Source organism: Proteus sp. fly-1013 (assembly GCF_040140245.1).
In the GTDB taxonomy this organism is placed as follows: domain Bacteria; phylum Pseudomonadota; class Gammaproteobacteria; order Enterobacterales; family Enterobacteriaceae; genus Proteus; species Proteus mirabilis_B.
The window spans coordinates 307,154-324,512 of sequence record NZ_JBEEWD010000001.1 but is presented as its reverse complement, the minus strand read 5'-3'; the positions used below and the strand labels follow the sequence as shown (position 1 = coordinate 324,512).

Here is a 17,359-nt window from a genome sequence, read left to right as displayed (position 1 = left end):
TTACAGATATTTTTTGATACTACGTTTTGGATCAGCAGGCTTTAATTGATTACCCGTTTTTGGATCAAATGCACCAATATGCTGTCCATCACTAGCGCGGTAACCTTCTATTTCCCCATGCTGATAATCCCATTCATAAATTTTACGCCCTTTGTCTCCAATCCAGCGAGTTCGTCTACCTGCACCGCCCTGTTTCGGTGTTTTAGGTTTACTTTCTTTTAATTCACCTAACCCTTTAATATCTTGAGTTTTAGGAGGTTCATGATAACTATGACCACGTTCTTTTACGCCTTGGCGGGGTTTATCCTTTTTCCCCGTTGATAAATAAATTGGTTTTATCCCTAATTCCCATGGAAACACCAAAATTATAGGCTCTTTCAGCGTGGACTGCTTTTTCTCACTTTCAGTAAAGAATGTTGGTTGCTGTAAAGGTAAGTTATTAAATCTAGGTATATCGAATACCTTACCTGATAGATATTTATGCCTTTCAGGTTGAGGTAAAGCCGTACCCGTTAATATCGCTACACTACCGATCTGAACTATTCTTTCTTGTTTCTCATTTGGTAAAGTATAAGCAAAAATACCTTTTTCAACTGTTTTTCTCGCTTCAACTACACGAGTTTTAACAGGTGCATCCGTTCTCACTAATTCAATTTGCTTCGTCCCATTAACTACCTGTTCGATTACAGTAGCTGAGGTATTAATTATCCCTTTTTGCTTTGCAATATCTCTCAACTGTGCTTCTTTAGGGATGTTTAATTTCAGCCCTGCCACAGTAAGTGCGGTTTCTTGGTTTTTAGGATACTCTTGGTAAATAACGGCAGGATATCTATCACTCCCTACCCCAACAGGAGGAGAATACAGCATAAGGCCAGCACCTAAACCTAATGCACGCCCTAAAATAGCCCCTAAAGTTTCTGTCACGGACGTTGCACTTGTCGTTGTTATTGCAGGAGTGAATATAGCGACTGGAGCTAATGTGGCTTTATTGATACTCTTTCCTGGTATTAACGTAGACTGTGCAGATATTATTGCTGTATTTAACTCAGCAGGAATACTGATTTGCTGTTTAGATGTCGATGTAAACATTTGAACAATAGAATCATATGATTCAACTGCTTTCTTTAGACTACCACTCATCAGCCCTGCATACGGTAAATAACGCTGAGAATAAATTTTTATTGCTTTGGGTATATCACCTTCCCTGAAAGCATCCATCATCTCTTTGCAATGCTTATCCTTTGTTAAAAATGGACAGTCCATTTTTGCGCATACAGGGCAAATGTTACGTCTCATTACTTCGATCGGTTTGACTCGTTCACTCATATAAATTCCTTTTTATATTCAATCATGCAATGACAATAGCGATCTAATATGAGCAACACACTATTATTTGACCATTCTGTTTTTTGATACGAGATTTATAAACCGCTTTATTCATAGTTCACATTCAACATTAAGCACGCCATAAGAAAATTTCTCTTATTCAAAGTGTCATATTAATAACCACACAAATTCTTGACCAATCATGTCCCCTTTCCATGAAAGAGTATTTTTAATAAAAAAGGGTTATCTTGGCTCAGCCATAACGCTCAGGGAAAATCTTAGCCTGTAGCTGTATTCCTAACGGTAATGTGAAACTTTCGCTTAATAGAAAATAACACTTATCTTTATCGCAAATTAAAAGAAGGTAATTTGTCCTTACCTTCTTTTTTATTTTAAATAAAACAGTTTGTTTAATAAGAATTATCTTATTAAAAACTTAATAATGAATTATCAATAAACCTATTTATTTGTTTCTAGGAAAAAGATACAGAAAAAAAGTAATGAAGATTTGATTTTGGGGAGTGTTGTTTAGGGTGAATTTGTTTTTAGAATGTTATAAATGATGAGTAACGATAAAAAGAGTAAGTCCTTTTTACTCTTTTTGTTAAATAACTTTCTCGTACAAAAATGATCCTGGCTCTGACTCTTTATGATAATCGCTTAACCTGTCATTCATAATTTTTATTGGGTCACAAAAATTAAGTGTTCTATCAAATAATGTTAACTGCGGTTGAGCTAATAAACATAAACAAGCTTGAGCCCCCACTTCAGTCACTAAAAAAAGAGCTGTTTCGCCTTCTTCTTTTAATGAAGCTTCTACCACTTGAGATAAATAAGGGTTGATTTGATTATTGTTAACTTCAAAATACCAACTCTTAGGCATCAGCGGCTTTAAAAAGCGATGGGCTATTAATGCATTTAAAGCTAATTCAGCTCTTGATTCTGATGGCATATCTATTTGTCGAATTTGCTCATCGTATCCATAATAAAGAGCCGCATCATCGACGGTAAAAGATGCTGATTGTCGAGCACTCTCACTCAACATTTTGCTTGGAAAGCGGGAACGAAAAACCATACCATTTGCTAAATCAAGCATTAATTTTTGTTGCTCAACATCAAAATACCAACGCCAGCGATCATCGGGTTTTATTATCACTAATTAATCCCCCTTCGATTCATTCCCTGTTTTATACTCTGATAAAAAATCAAAATTAAATGACCTAAATAAAATATTTAATATCACCTAACAAAAACAGGATTCATTTTACTATTAATTAAGCACAATCAGTGCAATTTAATAAAAAATAACCAACTAGGGGCAATATAAACGAGTTAGGGGCAGAAGAAAAGCCCCTAACTCATTATTAAATGTATTTAGATATGATTAATTATAGATTTGATAAGTGCAGGACCTTGATAAATGAATCCTGAATAGACTTGAATAAGAGAAGCGCCAGCGTCCATTTTTTCTCTTGCTGCTGTTAATGAATCAATTCCACCCACACCAATAATAGGTAATGCACCTTTTAATTCTTCATTTAATTGGCGAATTATTTGTGTACTTTTTGATTGTACCGGGCGACCACTTAATCCCCCAGCTTCATTACAGTGATCTAACCCGCTAACTAATGATTTATCTAATGTGGTATTTGTCGCAATAACACCATCAATATGATGACGGACTAAGCTATCTGCAACTTGAATTAATTCTTCATGAGTTAAATCAGGTGCAATTTTAACAGCGACAGGAACATATTTTTGATATTTTCCCTGCAACTCTAATTGTTTATTTTTAATTGCTGATAGTAGATCGTCTAATGCTTCACCGTATTGTAGAGTACGCAAACCTGGGGTATTTGGTGATGAAATGTTGATTGCGATATAACCGGCATGAGCATAGACTTTTTCCATACAAATCAGATAATCATCTTTACCTTGCTCTACTGGGGTATCTTTATTTTTACCGATATTAATACCCAGTACGCCACCATAACGAGATTGTTTTACATTTTCAATTAAGTTATCGACGCCAAGGTTATTAAAGCCCATTCGGTTAATTAAGCCTTCAGCTTCCACTAAGCGGAATAAACGAGGTTTATCATTTCCCACTTGAGGACGTGGCGTCACTGTACCTACTTCAATAAAGCCAAATCCCATTGCACCCAATGCATCTATACAATCACCGTTCTTATCAAGACCAGCGGCAAGACCAAGTGGATTTTTAAATGAGAGTCCCATACAGGAAACGGGTTTTGAAGGAAGTGACTGCTGAATAAGAAATTGAAATGGGGAATGAGATAAACGTTTTAACTGACGGAAGGTAAAATCATGGGCACGTTCAGGATCTAGCCGAAACAATGCCTTCCTTACTAAGGAATAATACATACGATCTCCATTGAGAATATCGGGTATTAGGAATGATATGTCTACGACAATTTAAGCGTCGAGCATCATATAGATAAAAGCACGAAAAGTAAACGCTTCAATTTCACAATTCGCCATAAAAAATCCCCAGACTATGCTGGGGATCTAATTATCATGCTGATTTTATACTATTTACTCACTCATAAAGTGATATAAAACGTAATATTAATCAGCTAACGCTTTGGTAATTTTCTCATATAAATCACCTGATAAATTCTCAAGTTCTTTCAGTTTTAATAACTCTGCACGCATTTTTTCTTGGCGTGTTGCATCATAACGCTTGAGACGAATAAACGGCTCGATAAGGCGTGATGCAACTTGTGGGTTACGGCTATTTAAATCAGTCAGAATTTCTGTCAATAATAAGTAACCAGAACCATCTTCAGCGTGGAAAGCGACTGGGTTATTATTTACAAAGGCACCAATTAACGCACGAGTGCGGTTAGGGTTTGCAAGTGTAAATGAGCGATGAGATAACAGACTACGTACTGTCTGTAACACATCTGCTGCTGGGCTCATGGCTTGTAAACTAAACCATTTATCCATCACTAAACCGTCTTGATGCCATTTATCATCGAATTCTTGTAATAACGCATCTTTGCAAGGTAACTGAGCCATTACAGCAGCATTAAGTGCGGCAAGTGCATCAGTCATGTTATCACTGTTGTGGTATTGCACATCAACAAGTTGATTACCTGTTTGCTCATTTTCAACTGCTAAATAAGCTAAACAAACATTACGCAAATCACGTTTTGCAATATCATCATGATTAACACGATAAGCACCAATATGCATTGAATGATAAACAGCAGAGAATTCATCTGCCATTTCAGTTGCCAGTGTTGTACGAATAAAACCAAGCGCTTTATGGATGGCAACAGGATCAATAATATTAAATGATTCACCCGCTTCGACATCTGTTGGTAATGTCAGAATAAGTGCAGCTAATGCAGGGTCAATATCTTTATCAAGTAATACTGCGCGGAATGCATCAACCACCATTTCAGGAAGAATACAGGTTTCGCCTTTTTGAACTCGAGCAACATTTTCTTTTATATAACGACCTAATAATGCTTGAGCTGCATCCCAACGTGAAAATGCATTGCGTGCATATTTCATTAGGAAAGAGAGTTGCTCATCCGTAAATGGATAATCAAGTTTTACAGGCGCAGAGAACTCTCGTAATAAAGATGGGATCGGTTGTTCTGGTACATCATCAAAGATAAACTGCTGCTCTTCACGTACCACATTTAATACATTAGAAATAGTTTGACCTTGTGAACGTAGTGGGATCACATTGCCTTTGCTATCATATAATTCAATATCTAATGGAATATGTAATGGCTGTTTCTCTGATTGATCGGCCGTCGGTGGTGTCATTTGGCTAACAGTTAAAGTGTATTGCTTTTTATTAGCATCATAACTATCACGAACTGTCAGTTGTGGCGTACCTGATTGGCTATACCAACGACGGAATAAGGTCAGATCAACATTAGAGGCATCTTCCATTGCTTGAATAAAATCGTCACAAGTTGCAGCACTACCATCATGACGATGAATATACATTTGAATGCCAGCTTGGAATTGCTCTTCGCCTAATAAGGTGTGGATCATTCGGATCACTTCTGAACCTTTTTCATATACTGTTAAAGTATAGAAGTTGTTCATTTCGATCACACTATCAGGACGAATTGGATGTGCCATAGGGCTTGCATCTTCTGCAAACTGTGCGGTACGCATCACTCGTACATTATTGATACGATTAACAGAGCGAGAGCCTAAGTCAGAGCTAAATTCTTGATCACGGAAAACGGTTAAACCTTCTTTTAGGCTTAATTGGAACCAATCACGGCAAGTGATGCGGTTACCTGTCCAGTTATGGAAATATTCATGACCAATAACAGACTCAATACCTAAGTAATCTTTGTCGGTTGCCGTTTCACTTTTTGCTAGCACATATTTAGAGTTAAAGACATTCAGTCCTTTATTCTCCATCGCACCCATATTAAAGAAATCAACAGCGACTATCATATAGATATCGAGATCGTATTCTAAATTAAAGCGAGATTGATCCCATGCCATCGCATTTTTCAATGATGTCATTGCCCAATCTGCACGATCTAAATTACCTTTATCAACAAAAAGCTCTAAAGCAACTTCACGACCGCTTTTGGTGGTAAAAGTATCTCGTAATACATCAAAGTCACCCGCCACTACCGCAAATAAATAACTTGGTTTTGGATGTGGATCTTCCCATGTTACCCAATGACGACCATCATCAAGTTCACCTTGTGCAATACGGTTACCATTCGACAATAAGTAAGGATACTGTTTTTTGTCTGCCGTAATTGTTGTGGTGTAACGAGCTAATACATCTGGTCTATCTAAATAGTAGGTAATATGGCGGAAGCCTTCTGCTTCGCACTGTGTACATAATGCATCACCAGAAACATACAGCCCTTCTAATGCTGTATTAGCTGATGGATTAATCTCATTAACAATTTTTAATGTAAATTGCTCTGGCAGTTGTTCAATGATGAGTTTGCCGTTTTCTTCTTTATAGTGTGTCCAAGCAACATCATTTACTGCAATTGATTTTAATGTTAAGTCTTCACCATCTAACACTAATGCCGTTGCATCTGAGTTTAGGCGTTTACACTGGCTTATCGCTGTAACCTGGGTATTTTCTTTATCTAAGATAAAATCAAGATGTAAATCGGTGATTGTGTAGTCAGGAGCACGATAATCTTTGCGAAATTTCGCGATTCTTTGTTGTGTCATAGAAAAAACCTTTTAGTTAACACGACTATTTAACGGTTATATTACCAAAGCTTACTCGTCAAAAATCTGTTTAGCCAGTCGAATATTCAATTGAAAACATTAAAAGTCAACAGAATGTTAATAGTTTATTAATACATGTAATCAATTTATTTGGTAAATGATGCTAATATACTCCCAAATTATGTTTAACGTGGTAAACTCATCTAAGTTTTACAGCTTGTTTTTATGTCGCAGAGAAATATTGTTGAATAGTGACGCTTTGTCGTCATATTCGGGTATACTCTCCAACCTTAACGATTTAGCAGACATAAAAACGCTCCGTGAGGATGCTTGACGCGCTATGATTTTAGACGCTACACCGATTATTACATCACTGTTGGATACCGATGCATATAAGCTCCACATGCAACAAGCGGTTTACCACCATTATAGTGATATTCCTGTCGTTGCTGAGTTCCGCTGTCGGAGTGATGAACGTCTAGGTGAATATGCAACAACCTTACGCCATCAAGTTAATATGATGGCAGACCTGTCATTAACGAATGAAGAATTTGACTATCTTCAGAGTCTCCCCTTTTTCAAAAATGACTATCTGCAATGGTTCAAACATTTCCGCTTTAAACCAGAACAAGTCCAAATTTCAGCGACACCTGAAAACCAACTGACGATCAGAATAACAGGCCCTTGGCGCGAAGTTATTTTATGGGAAGTTCCGTTGTTGGCTTTAGTGAGTGAAATTGTACATCGTGCCCGCTCGCCTCAAATCACACCAGATGATGCAGTTAATCAGCTACGTAAATTAATTGATATCTTCTACCGTGATGCTGCTGAGCAACAGATTGACTTAGCTGATTTTAAGTTGATGGATTTTGGTACTCGCCGCCGTTTTTCTTATGATGTGCAGTGTGCCATTGTGGATGAGCTGAAAAATCATTTTCCTTATCTTATTGGTACAAGTAATTATCATTTCGCTGAACGGATGCAATTAGCCCCAGTGGGAACACAAGCTCACGAGTGGTTTCAGGCTCATCAACAGATTAGCCCTGAATTGGCAAATAGTCAGCGCGCCGCCTTGCAGTCTTGGTTAGATGAATACCCTGATCAATTAGGTATCGCATTAACAGATTGCATTACAATGGATGCGTTTTTGCGTGATTTCGATAAAAACTTTGCAGAGAGCTACCAAGGTTTACGTCACGACTCTGGCGATCCTATTGAATGGGGTGAAAAAGCGATCGCGCATTATGAAAAATTGGGCATTGATCCAATGAGTAAAGTATTAGTCTTTTCTGATAGTCTTGATTTTCAAAAAGCGCTGGTACTTTATAAACATTTCCATAAGCGTATTCGTTTAATCTTTGGTATTGGTACTCGACTCACTTGCAACATTCCTGAAATCACACCGCTTAATATTGTGATTAAGCTGGTGGAATGTAATGGTAAGCCAGTTGCTAAATTATCAGATAGCCCAGGTAAAACCATTTGTGACGACAATGACTTTGTTGACAAGCTACGCAAAGCCTTTGACGTTCCTCTTGTTAAACAAGCCTGTTAATTAACGAAAAATCTTCATTAATAAAAGAAAGGGTAAAAATTGCCCTTTCTTTTGTCTTATCTCTGCCATAACCGCTACTTTTATCAATATTTCATCTATTTTAATCAATTTATTTTATACAAAAGCTTTTCTCTTCTTTATTGACTCTTTAAACTAAAATTTCCTACTTGTTTCCTGCGCTATTGCAAGTAACATAGAAAAACTGTCCGACAAGGGCAGAATGAATTAACCAAACAATTATTTTAATTAAACGAAGAGAGATTTATTTATGATCGTTGCGCCTGTAGTCGACGTACTGCAAGGCCGTATCGCGGTTGGCGAAGACGTCACCGTTCGCGGTTGGGTACGTACAAGAAGAGATTCAAAAGCTGGTATCTCATTCCTTACCGTCTATGACGGTTCCTGCTTTAATCCAGTACAGGCCATCATTAATAATAATTTACCGAATTATCAAGATGAAGTGCTGCACTTAACCACAGGCTGTTCTGTGGTAGTCACCGGTAAAATTGTTGAATCTCCGGGCCAGGGACAGAACTTTGAAATTCAAGCCACCAACGTTGTTGTGGTAGGAATGGTCGATGATCCGGAAACTTATCCGATGGCCGCCAAACGTCATAGTATTGAGTACCTACGTGAGGTTGCTCACCTTCGTCCTCGTACTAACTTAATTGGTGCAGTTGCTCGTGTTCGTCACACATTAGCACAAGCACTACATCGTTTCTTCGATGAACAAGGCTTCTTCTGGGTTTCTACGCCACTGATCACAGCGGCTGATACAGAAGGTGCAGGTGAAATGTTCCGTGTCTCTACATTAGATATGAACAATCTGCCACGTACAGATAAAGGCGAAGTCGATTTCAGTGAAGACTTTTTTGGCCGTGAAGCGTTTTTAACTGTTTCTGGTCAGCTAAATGGTGAAACTTACGCCTCTGCATTAAGCAAAGTGTATACTTTTGGTCCAACATTCCGTGCTGAAAACTCAAATACCAGCCGTCATCTCGCTGAATTCTGGATGGTTGAGCCTGAAGTGGCATTTGCTGATCTTAACGATATCGCAGCCCTTGCTGAAAAAATGTTGAAATACACCTTTGCAGCAGTGTTAGCAGAACGTAAAGATGATATGGAATTCTTTGCACAACGTGTCGATAAAGACGCTATCTCACGCTTAGAGAACTTTATCACCTCTGATTTTGCTCAAATCGATTATACCGATGCAGTCACTGTGCTTGAAAACTGTGGTGAGAAATTTGAAAACCCAGTTTATTGGGGTGTTGACCTCTCTTCTGAGCATGAGCGTTACCTTGCAGAGAAACACTTTAAAGCACCTGTTGTTGTGAAAAACTACCCGAAAGATATCAAAGCATTCTATATGCGTATGAATGAAGACGGTAAAACAGTTGCAGCAATGGACGTGTTAGCGCCGGGAATTGGTGAAATCATCGGTGGTTCTCAACGTGAAGAACGTTTAGATATGTTTGATAAACGTTTAGAAGAAATGGGAATGAACAAAGAAGACTACTGGTGGTATCGCGACCTGCGTCGTTATGGCACCGTGCCTCATTCAGGATTTGGTTTAGGTTTTGAACGTTTAGTTGCTTATGTGACCGGTGTCGCAAACGTTCGTGAAGTTATTCCATTCCCACGTACACCAAGAAATGCAGATTTTTAATTTAGTGATTAATTAGTATTCAACTGGAAATTTGCATTGCTGTTTTATTGTACTAGTTTTACTTAAGTGAAGAAGCCAACCTCAAGGTTGGCTTTTTTTATGCATGGCTGTTATTTAATTCAAAAGTTCCCCAAAATACATACTTTGAAATACATAGTTACAATTTGTTACACTTTTTTCGTTTTTGTAGCAAATTGGGGGTAGATAAAATTTTTTACCAATGGAACACTGTCACCCGACACAGACGACACTTAACTCTCATAAATAGTTCCATAAAAATTAAGAAACTATTTCTGGCAGTGGCAAAGGTGTCTGAATAACACCAATGAGGGTAATAATAATGATGAAGCGCAATCTTCTTGCAGTGGTAATCCCAGCTTTAATGTTTGCTGGTGCAGCAAACGCAGCTGAAATGTACAACAAAGACGGCAACAAAGTAGACATCTACGGTAAAGTTGACGTTCGTCATTACTTCGCTAACTCTGATAGAGATCGCGGTCAAGAAAGCGGTGACGCTTCTCGTGCTCGTATCGGTTTCAAAGGCGAAACTCAAATCAATAAAGATTTAGTTGGTTTCGGTCGTTTCGAATACGAAATCCGTACTAACAAAGCTGAAGGCGACACTGATTCACGTGCTCGTTTCGCTTACGCTGGTTTTAAATTCGCTGACTTTGGTTCAGTAGACTACGGTCGTAACTACGGTGTAATTTACGACACCAACGCATGGACAGACGTTCTGCCTTTATGGGGCGGCGACTCTATGTCACAAACTGACAACTTCATGACTGGTCGTACTACTGGCGTTCTGACTTACCGTAACACTGATATGTTCGGTTACGTTGATGGTCTGAACTTTGCTCTGCAATATCAAGGCAAAAACAACTCAGAAACTAACAACGACCGTACTGAAATCAAAAAACAGAATGGCGACGGCTTCGGTTTCTCTACAGCTTATAACTTAGGCTGGGGTGTAACTCTGGGTGGTGGTTATTCTAACGCTGCTCGTACTGCAGAACAAAAGTTAAGCACAGCTAAAGGTGAACGTGCAGAAGCATGGAACTTTGGTGGTAAATTTGCAGCTAACAATGTTTACTTAGCAGCTATGTACGGTGAAACTCGTAACATGACTGGTTTCAAAGGCAACATTGCTAACAAAACTCAAAACATCGAGTTAACTGCACAGTACGATTTCGCTGACTTAGGTCTGAAACCATCTTTAGGTTACGTTCAATCTAAAGGTAAAGACTTAGATGTTAACGGCGTAAACGACGAAGATTTAGTTAAATATATCTCTGTAGGTTCTTTCTACAAATTTAACAAAAATATGACTGCAGTTGTTGATTACAAAATCAACCTGATCAAATCTGATAATAAACTGGGCATCAACGACGACAACGTAGTTGGTTTAGGTCTGACTTATCAGTTCTAATTACCGCTTAGGTAATTATAAACAGTCAAGTTAATTGATTTGAAAAGCAACACTTCGGTGTTGCTTTTTTATTTGCATAATTTGGCACACCTGCTCTCTCCTTTCCCTTATCTTTTTATTTTATCCCTATATTAATCACGCTTGATTAGCGTCTCTCTTGTGATAGCACTCTCTGTAGTTTCTATTTTTGAAATATTCAAAAGTTTATCATACTAAACAATTCTGCCTTTTTAGTGATTATTTTTACATGTTAATGTAATCACAGGATATTCACTTATTTACATCTTGATTTGCTATTTATTCTCACTTAGTTCACAACTTCTTGTTAATTTCTCTACAAACAGTTGGCAAAAAGGCCTCATAGCGTTACTCTTGATACTCATATTTCGGCTTCGTTTTGAGCTTAGGGAACAATTACACTATGTTTGAGAAAATCATTGCTGCACCAGCCGATCCTATTCTGGGTTTAGCTGATAGTTTCCGTTCTGATCCTCGTGAAAACAAAATTAATTTAGGAATTGGTGTTTACAAAGATGAGACAGGTAAAACGCCTGTTTTAACCACCGTTAAGAAAGCAGAAAAATACCTGTTAGAAAACGAAACCACCAAAAACTACCTTCCTATTAGCGGTATTCCTGAATTTGGCAATGTGACCCAAGCACTTTTGTTTGGTGAACAACATCCTATTATCTCTGAAAAACGCGCACGTACAGCACAAGCTCCAGGTGGTACAGGTGCTTTACGTATTGCGGCTGATTTTATTGCTCAACAAACCACAGCAAAACGTGTTTGGATTAGTAACCCAACTTGGCCTAACCATAACAATATTTTCCAAACTGCAGGTCTTGAGATCTGCAATTATGATTATTACGATGCAAAAAATCGTGGGTTAGATTTTGAAGGCATGTTAGCAAGCCTTGCTAAAGCTCAAGCGGGTGATGTTGTTCTGTTCCACGGTTGCTGCCATAACCCAAGCGGTATTGATCCAACTGAAGAACAATGGCGTCAATTAGCTGAACTATCAGCAGAAAAAGGCTGGTTGCCTGTTTTTGACTTTGCATACCAAGGTTTTGCTCGCGGTCTTCAAGAAGATGCTCAAGGCTTACGTCTCTTTGCAGAAAAAAATCCTGAGCTTATTGTTGCTAGTTCATATTCTAAAAACTTCGGTCTTTACAATGAACGTGTAGGTGCATGTACCATTGTCACCAAAGACAGTGACACTGCTGAAAAAGCCTTTAGCCAAGCAAAAGCAATTATTCGTGCAAACTACTCAAATCCACCAGCACACGGCGCTTCAGTGGTAACAACTATTCTTTCTAACCCAGAGTTAAAAGAAGAGTGGATTGAAGAGCTAACAACTATGCGCGAACGTATTCAGCGTATGCGTCAACTGTTAGTGACTACGCTGCAAGAAAAAGGTGCTAAACAAGACTTTAGCTTTATTATCGACCAAAATGGTATGTTCTCATTTAGTGGTTTAAATAAAGAGCAAGTTGAGCGTTTACGTGCTGAATACGGTATTTATATCGTAGGATCTGGTCGTATTAACGTTGCAGGTTTAACTCTTGAGAATATGGTTCCACTTTGTGAAGCCATTGTTGCAGTACTCTAATTACCTTATCAAGTGTAATGAAGATAAATGCCACGTTGTTTAATAACGTGGCATTTTTATTCAGATCAATAAAAATATAAATCACATTTTTTACTGATAAAAAAGCTCTTTATAATAAAGAGCTTTCATTTGTTTATTTATATTCGTGCAAGATCACCAGATTGGCATTTTATCTTGTAAAAAAGGGTTATATTGGCGTTCATGCCCTAAATTAGACATAGGGCCGTGTCCCGGAATAAACAGATAATCATCGCCTAAAGGTAAGACTTTATTTTTGATTGAAGCAATAAGATCGGCATGGTTTCCACGCGGGAAATCGGTACGACCAATGCTTTCTTTGAATAACACATCTCCCATGGAGATAAGTTTATTCTGATGATTTACAAAAATAATATGTCCCGGTGTATGACCTGGGCAATGTAAAACAGATAACGAAACAGTGTTACCAATTGTGATGGTATCGCCTTCATTTAGCCAGCTATCTGGTGCAAATGACTTTCCGCAAGGGAAATTAAACATACGACACTGTTGTTCTAATTCCTCTAATAAGAAATTATCATCTTTATGAGGACCATAAACAGGAACATTAAAATGCTCAACAATTTGAGAGGTGCCTGCAATATGATCAAAGTGTCCGTGCGTTAATAATACTTTGGTTAATGTTAATTGGCGGGCTTCGATTTCTGCAATAAGCGTTTCGACATCTCCACCAGGATCAACAATTGCCGCTTCCTTCGTTTCATCACACCAAATAAGGGTGCAATTTTGCATATAGTTTGTCACAGGTACAATGTGATACATCATGAATCACTCCACTCTCTATTAACTAATTCTCAATAGATTACCATGAGCGAACAGGTCCTGTATCAATATGCACAAAATTACTTCTTGGATAATAACCTACACCGCCCGCTTTCATTCTTAATGCGACTTGACGAACTTTAGAAAGATCAGTGCCCACTAAACGAAAATCCATTGCTTGTCCGCGTGTATGATAACTTTTCTTTGCTACACCACTACTGCTTTGGCGCAAATTATTATTGGTTACTAATGAACGATAACCTGAAATAAGTTCAACAGGCTTATTGTTATTAAGCATCACTTGCAGTAAGTAAATTTGGTCAAACAGTGCGGGATCAATGGTTTTGATTTTGTTTTGACGATAATCTCTAAAAAGGTGATTTAATTTAGCAAGCTCATGTTTGTTATAGCGTTTTCCATCAAAAAACTCGGCTTTAATAGTTTCACCGGTATTTAAATTATTAAAGCGAAGGATTTTTGGACGAGGTGTTGCTAATGAAGCAAATGCATGAGAAGGCAATAACCCTAACCCCACTGCGGCCATACCAAGCCCCAGCCACTTACGGCGGTGTGAATCAATAATATCCATAGTATATGCACTCAAAAAATTATTTCAGGAGGAAGAACCTTTATTATGACAATATTTTTCTCGAATTGTTTCTTATAGTTTGTATAGTATTGTAAATAACACTTCATTTTAATTTATTAGCATTTCAAATCTTATTAATTTAGTTATTTATACTAAAGACTCTTTTTATCATTCTATTTTTAATAGAAATTTTAAAAATCTTTTGTATATTTATTATTCTTTTAGTTCTCTTATTAAAAAATACAATATATAAAAATATCTCATTGATTTATATATAAATAAAGGGTAGCCAATTTAGCCACCCTTTATTCAATTTATACTTTTTTATATTACAAGTATTTCTTAATATTCTCTAAATAGGGTTGTACATTGGTAGTAACTTTGTCATAACCATAAATATCTGCACGATATTGAGGTGCATTTTCCTGAGCCACCCATGCTGTTTGATAATATAAATAAACCGGAATACGTTCAGGAATTGGCGCATATTGTGTTGATCCACGTTTTAATGCCGCATCAATTCTATCTTGTTTCCATCCCGCATCACCCAATAAAATGGAAGCAAGCTCAGAGGCTTTATTTACACGAATACAACCTGAACTAATTGCTCTCATATTTTTTGAGAACAGTGAATGGTTTGGTGTGTCATGCAGATATATTGCATCTGAATTTGGCATATTAAATTTATAACGCCCTAATGAGTTTGTTGGCCCCGGCGCCTGCCAAATTCGGTAAGGGAAGTTATTTGCACTCATATTTTGCCAATCAATGTCATAAGGGTTAATAGGGTAAGCATCATTCCCCCACCCTGAATAAATGGTATATCCCTTACGACTAAAGTAACTAGGATCTGCCTTTCCTCTAGGTACAATATCTTTACGAGTCATACTTGTTGGCACATTCCAAGGTGGATTAACCACAACATTGTTAAGTGCGCTACTCATAATCGGTGTTTTTCTATCAGGACGCCCAACAATGACTTTTGAATCAAGAATAAGCTCGTTATTCGCATAAAAATAGAGTGAGAAATCAGGAATATTAACCCAAATTCCAGTATCACCAATGGCGGGTGTCAGGCGAAGACGTTGAATATTTAATGCCATAATACTCGCGCGTTGTGCTGGTGTTATATTTAACCATACTCGCGTTTGTCGCCCAATAATACCATCTGGCTCTAACCCATGCGCAGTTTGAAATAATTTAACAGCCGCAACTAAAGACGCATCATAAACAGTTGTCGCTATTTCCTGCTCATTCGCAGCCAGTTCAGGAATTAATTTTAAATTACGTAAAATCTGTCTTAGAGGTACAACTTCTTGTGACGATTGATTTGGCTTTAATGATGTTGTTCCTTGCATTTCTGGCCAAACAACTGAGCTATGTAACTGCTTACGCACTTCCTCTTTCATTAAGTTGTAATAGGGATGGGACGGTGCATAAGAAATAACAAAACTACCTAAGGTGTTATTTTGGATATTTTGCTGCAATTCCACGACTGATTTATCAGTTGGCGATGGTAATGTTTGCATCACATCACGATACAGTAAAGATATGCCTGATTTATTCACTTGCTCAACAAAACTGATATAGCCTAAAAAAGCATCTGATAAAATAAGATCACGTGCTTCTTTTGTTAATTCAGGCGCTCCTAATTGTATTAGCCATTGCCCGAATTGAGGTTGGATCCCTGACATAGCGGCTTCAGCAATTTGTTGCTGTAATTGCTGTACTATTTTTTCATCTTGCCAGATTAATGCTAAGTTATTCGCTTGGTAAACTTTCGCTAGCTGGGTTAAATATAACGGTTTATATCCCGTTGGACTCCACGATTGTAGTTTTGTTCTTGCTTCTAACTCGGTCACTTGTGGAACATTCATTGCCACAATTGCAGGTGCTGGCATAGCTTCATTATTTACAGGAACTAATGTCGCGTTTTCTGTTTCGGGTGTAGATAAAGTCACAGGCTCTGTTTCTGTAGCCATTGCATAATGGCCAGAAAGGAGTGTACCTATAACAACTGAATATGCGATTGCTCTTTTAATTGGTTGATGCGCCATAAATCCTCTACCCTCATCCCTTATTATTATTTTGGTATCCTAGAATATTAGATGAGCTTGGAAAAGAGTTTTATAGGAATAAACTAATATTTTTAAAGTTTTGTAAGCCCCTGATAGAAATTTGATTTTATTTCATCAAAAAAAGACTATTTAAGCGTTTTTATATTCAAAATATATAATTTAAATAAAGTCGCAATAAAAGAACAAAAAATAGACAAATTAAAAATAGCTATTAATGAATAATAAAGAATTGTGAATAGATAATAAGATTATTTAAATGGAAGGTGTCTTAAAATAGAAAATAGAAAAAGGCGTAGTTTCCTACGCCTTACAAATAAAGGTAAACAAAGGGTAAAGATTAGTACTCTGAATTGATAACCACTTCTTCACCAAACTGACCTGCTTTTGGCAGTGGTTGGTAAGAAGAGTTAGCAGCACGCAGAATACGAATACCACGGATGTTCAGCTCATCTGCTGCTGCGATATCTGCATCAGCATCACCGTAGTAAATTTTTAGTTTATGATCACGCATCCAGCTTACTTTGTTATTTGCACCTGGTTGGTCACCAGCAAAAATAACAGGCTGCATTTTATCAGCAGGAATGTTTAAGCCTTCTTGTACATATTTGGTCACAGTCTCAGTTTTAGTTTGAGTACGACCAGTAATGAAATAAACAGTATCTCCACGTTTTAAGTGCATCTGAACAAGATCGATACCGACTTGTTTAGGCATACTGAATTTATCCCACTCGTTATTCATTTTTTCCCAGAATTCTGGATTTTTCAGGTAGCTGAAATCGTTTGGAGAGTATTCCAGTTTACCACGGTAGAAACCTGGGCTTGAGAACAGAACGGTGTCATCAATATCAAAACCAACCGCCATCGGTGCTTGACCTGCAAGGCTTTTTTCAATATCAGCAACAGAAACCCAATGAATTGGTTGTTGTTGTGCAAGTTGTGCAACGGTAACGCCTGGGCTAACAACTTCTGGCAGATGTACTTTTGCCATTGCTGCGCCGTTTAAGCTTAACGCTAAAGCAATTGCACTAAAAGCTAACGTGACTTTACGCATTCTTTTTCCTTTAAATTTTTATATTAATCACATACGGGAACAAT

Annotated in this window: 12 protein-coding genes; 4 read left to right on the top strand and 8 right to left on the bottom strand. The window is 37.6% G+C overall.

Going from position 1 to position 17,359, the window contains the following annotated elements; all coding sequences use genetic code 11:
- The 4 genes from ABN236_RS01410 to pepN all read right to left on the bottom strand — a co-directional run bounded on the left by ABN236_RS01410 (position 1) and on the right by pepN (position 6,531).
- Positions 1-1,326: a colicin E3/pyocin S6 family cytotoxin gene (locus ABN236_RS01410; protein ID WP_349473208.1), complete on the bottom strand. Its 1,326-nt coding sequence runs from the start codon at positions 1,324-1,326 to the stop codon at positions 1-3.
- Positions 1,327-1,930: 604 nt separating this feature from the next.
- Positions 1,931-2,482, bottom strand: coding sequence for a cell division protein ZapC (locus ABN236_RS01405; RefSeq protein WP_194952162.1), 552 nt, complete (start codon positions 2,480-2,482; stop codon positions 1,931-1,933).
- A gap of 218 nt (positions 2,483-2,700) precedes the next feature.
- Positions 2,701-3,711, bottom strand: a complete 1,011-nt coding sequence (pyrD, locus tag ABN236_RS01400) for a quinone-dependent dihydroorotate dehydrogenase (protein WP_036912193.1) — start codon at positions 3,709-3,711, stop codon at positions 2,701-2,703.
- A gap of 204 nt (positions 3,712-3,915) precedes the next feature.
- Positions 3,916-6,531: an aminopeptidase N gene (pepN, locus tag ABN236_RS01395; RefSeq protein WP_349473207.1), complete on the bottom strand. Its 2,616-nt coding sequence runs from the start codon at positions 6,529-6,531 to the stop codon at positions 3,916-3,918.
- Positions 6,532-6,871: 340 nt separating this feature from the next.
- Here pepN and pncB point away from each other — a divergent pair, with 340 nt between their 5' ends.
- The 4 genes from pncB (at position 6,872) to ABN236_RS01375 (ending at position 12,796) form a co-directional block, all read left to right on the top strand.
- The gene (pncB, locus tag ABN236_RS01390; RefSeq protein ID WP_349473206.1) at positions 6,872-8,086 is read left to right on the top strand and encodes a nicotinate phosphoribosyltransferase; all 1,215 of its coding nucleotides are present in this window, start codon (positions 6,872-6,874) and stop codon (positions 8,084-8,086) included.
- A 268-nt stretch (positions 8,087-8,354) separates the two neighbouring features.
- Complete coding sequence (gene asnS / locus ABN236_RS01385) at positions 8,355-9,755, top strand: asparagine--tRNA ligase (RefSeq protein WP_349473205.1); 1,401 nt, start codon at positions 8,355-8,357, stop codon at positions 9,753-9,755.
- A gap of 340 nt (positions 9,756-10,095) precedes the next feature.
- A complete protein-coding gene (locus tag ABN236_RS01380; protein ID WP_310989923.1) occupies positions 10,096-11,184 on the top strand; it encodes a porin in 1,089 nt (362 codons plus the stop codon).
- A 421-nt stretch (positions 11,185-11,605) separates the two neighbouring features.
- Positions 11,606-12,796 carry an amino acid aminotransferase gene (locus ABN236_RS01375; RefSeq protein WP_349473204.1) on the top strand — a complete coding sequence of 397 codons (1,191 nt, stop codon included), beginning with the start codon at positions 11,606-11,608 and terminating at the stop codon, positions 12,794-12,796.
- A 153-nt stretch (positions 12,797-12,949) separates the two neighbouring features.
- Here ABN236_RS01375 and ABN236_RS01370 read toward each other — a convergent pair whose 3' ends face one another.
- The 4 genes from ABN236_RS01370 to aphA all read right to left on the bottom strand — a co-directional run bounded on the left by ABN236_RS01370 (position 12,950) and on the right by aphA (position 17,315).
- Complete coding sequence (locus tag ABN236_RS01370; RefSeq protein ID WP_349473203.1) at positions 12,950-13,600, bottom strand: MBL fold metallo-hydrolase; 651 nt, start codon at positions 13,598-13,600, stop codon at positions 12,950-12,952.
- A 37-nt stretch (positions 13,601-13,637) separates the two neighbouring features.
- Positions 13,638-14,186 carry a peptidoglycan L,D-endopeptidase MepK gene (gene mepK / locus ABN236_RS01365; RefSeq protein ID WP_075673124.1) on the bottom strand — a complete coding sequence of 183 codons (549 nt, stop codon included), beginning with the start codon at positions 14,184-14,186 and terminating at the stop codon, positions 13,638-13,640.
- 329 nt (positions 14,187-14,515) lie between these two features.
- The gene (ldtD, locus tag ABN236_RS01360) at positions 14,516-16,243 is read right to left on the bottom strand and encodes a L,D-transpeptidase (protein ID WP_349473202.1); all 1,728 of its coding nucleotides are present in this window, start codon (positions 16,241-16,243) and stop codon (positions 14,516-14,518) included.
- A gap of 358 nt (positions 16,244-16,601) precedes the next feature.
- The gene (gene aphA / locus ABN236_RS01355; protein ID WP_088493285.1) at positions 16,602-17,315 is read right to left on the bottom strand and encodes an acid phosphatase AphA; all 714 of its coding nucleotides are present in this window, start codon (positions 17,313-17,315) and stop codon (positions 16,602-16,604) included.
- Between the last annotated feature and the right edge of the window lie 44 nt (positions 17,316-17,359).

Bases quoted from the DNA above. Each gene is read 5' to 3' on its own strand.
- ABN236_RS01410 (WP_349473208.1), bottom strand. From the start codon at position 1,326: ATGAGTGAACGAGTCAAACCGATCGAAGTAATGAGACGTAACATTTGC.
- pyrD (WP_036912193.1), bottom strand. From the start codon at position 3,711: ATGTATTATTCCTTAGTAAGGAAGGCATTGTTTCGGCTAGATCCTGAA.
- pepN (WP_349473207.1), bottom strand. From the start codon at position 6,531: ATGACACAACAAAGAATCGCGAAATTTCGCAAAGATTATCGTGCTCCT.
- pncB (WP_349473206.1), top strand. From the start codon at position 6,872: ATGATTTTAGACGCTACACCGATTATTACATCACTGTTGGATACCGAT.
- asnS (WP_349473205.1), top strand. From the start codon at position 8,355: ATGATCGTTGCGCCTGTAGTCGACGTACTGCAAGGCCGTATCGCGGTT.
- ABN236_RS01380 (WP_310989923.1), top strand. From the start codon at position 10,096: ATGATGAAGCGCAATCTTCTTGCAGTGGTAATCCCAGCTTTAATGTTT.
- ABN236_RS01375 (WP_349473204.1), top strand. From the start codon at position 11,606: ATGTTTGAGAAAATCATTGCTGCACCAGCCGATCCTATTCTGGGTTTA.
- ABN236_RS01370 (WP_349473203.1), bottom strand. From the start codon at position 13,600: ATGATGTATCACATTGTACCTGTGACAAACTATATGCAAAATTGCACC.
- mepK (WP_075673124.1), bottom strand. From the start codon at position 14,186: ATGGATATTATTGATTCACACCGCCGTAAGTGGCTGGGGCTTGGTATG.
- ldtD (WP_349473202.1), bottom strand. From the start codon at position 16,243: ATGGCGCATCAACCAATTAAAAGAGCAATCGCATATTCAGTTGTTATA.
- aphA (WP_088493285.1), bottom strand. From the start codon at position 17,315: ATGCGTAAAGTCACGTTAGCTTTTAGTGCAATTGCTTTAGCGTTAAGC.